The sequence below is a fragment of the Vibrio crassostreae genome (assembly GCF_041439375.1).
Taxonomy (GTDB): Bacteria; Pseudomonadota; Gammaproteobacteria; order Enterobacterales; family Vibrionaceae; genus Vibrio; species Vibrio crassostreae_D.
Genome location: NZ_JBGONY010000137.1, coordinates 1 through 1436, shown reverse-complemented (window position 1 = coordinate 1436; position 1436 = coordinate 1). Strand labels below are relative to the sequence as shown.

The 1436-nt window shown below is 43.3% G+C and carries 1 protein-coding gene and 1 tRNA gene; one reads left to right on the top strand and one right to left on the bottom strand.

The window, feature by feature from the left end; genetic code table 11:
- Positions 1–126 precede the first annotated feature (126 nt).
- Positions 127–915 carry a lipase family protein gene (locus ACED45_RS24015; RefSeq protein WP_146491411.1) on the bottom strand — a complete coding sequence of 263 codons (789 nt, stop codon included), beginning with the start codon at positions 913–915 and terminating at the stop codon, positions 127–129.
- A 348-nt stretch (positions 916–1263) separates the two neighbouring features.
- Here ACED45_RS24015 and ACED45_RS24010 point away from each other — a divergent pair.
- Positions 1264–1350 (top strand) — tRNA-Leu (locus ACED45_RS24010).
- Positions 1351–1436: the final 86 nt, after the last annotated feature.

Below are 1436 nucleotides of genomic sequence, written 5' to 3'. Positions count from 1 at the left end.
GCAGCGGATTGCAAATCCGTGGACCTCGGTTCGACTCCGGGAGGCGCCTCCATCATTTAGAAAAACCAGTCCTCGTGGCTGGTTTTTTCGTTTCTGGCCTCGCTAAAAGCTTCCAACGTCCCCTTTTCAATGTTTATCAAAGAAATCTTTGTTACGAATATACTTACTCATTAAGTGATACGAAAAAGGTCGTATCAACCAGCTAAAAATAGATCGTCCAAGGCGAATAAGAGTTGGGGTGTTCTCATAGATTCTGCCGTTGTAGAGCCAAAGGACCTTTCCTACATGCCAGTACAGTAAAGGTACGGGTGGCATGAAGGTCACGATGTCGATGTCACAACAGATGCGGTAAGTCTTCTTACTCAAGCGATAGTGCTTTCGAAAACTCCAATCACCAATTGCAGGTTGCCCAAAGGTCACGATTCGCTTAATGCAGCCTGGATACTTTTGCTCAAAGTAGTCAGCAAACACACAACCAATAGCACCACCGGAAGAGTGGCCAGTAATGGAGATTCTTTTGCCTTGCTCTAAGAGAGGGATGAGCGTCGCTTCCAATCGTTCAATAACGGTTAAGCCAAGCTTATCTTCATTACGAGTTGGTTGGCTTTCCTGAAACATCAGATGATAGAAGCCAGCATGCACTCGGTAATTGAGTCCAATCCTTTTGCAGCTTCTCGTCCATAGGGCGAAGTTAAGCAGCCAGTCTGACACGCTGTGTGACCCTTTAATAACGACAACCACTTCGTCTTTGTCGCTGCTCCATAACACTCGAATCATGGTTTTAGCAAACTGGTTCTTTATGATGCGTTGTCCATTTGGGTCAAAACCATAGCGAGTTTGCTTAAATACTCTAGGGTAGGCGAGGTTACAAAGAACGGCATAGCGCTCATATTGATATCGTTTTAGTGGTTTCACATGTTTACTTCTTAATAAGAGTTACTTAAAACTCTAGTCGTTGAATGTGAAAAGCACATGAAAACACCATTTACTTGATTCGTTACAGAAAAACCAAAATTTGCCGCTGTCGCTAAAGTTAACCCTAGATAATAAATTGCAGTGTTAGATTAGAGAACAGCGTATAAGAACCGTACAAGCTGCACTAAATTTATTCTTTGGAGAGTGATAATTAATCATTTGAATTAAAAGATAAAATTTATTGTTGACGAATTTTTTCCATCCGTTAAAGTACACCTCGTTCTCACGGCTTAGGTCGCTGAGAGATGGTGTTTTACTTTTCAGTAATCAGCATCGCAAGATTGCGTTGCCCTGGTGGTGGAATTGGTAGACACAAGGGATTTAAAATCCCTCGGCGTTCGCGCTGTGCCGGTTCAAGTCCGGCCCGGGGCACCATCTATTAAAGTCTTTATCTCGATAAAGCAAATGCGATACTAGCTCAGTTGGTAGAGCGCAACCTTGCCAAGGTTGAGGTCATCGGT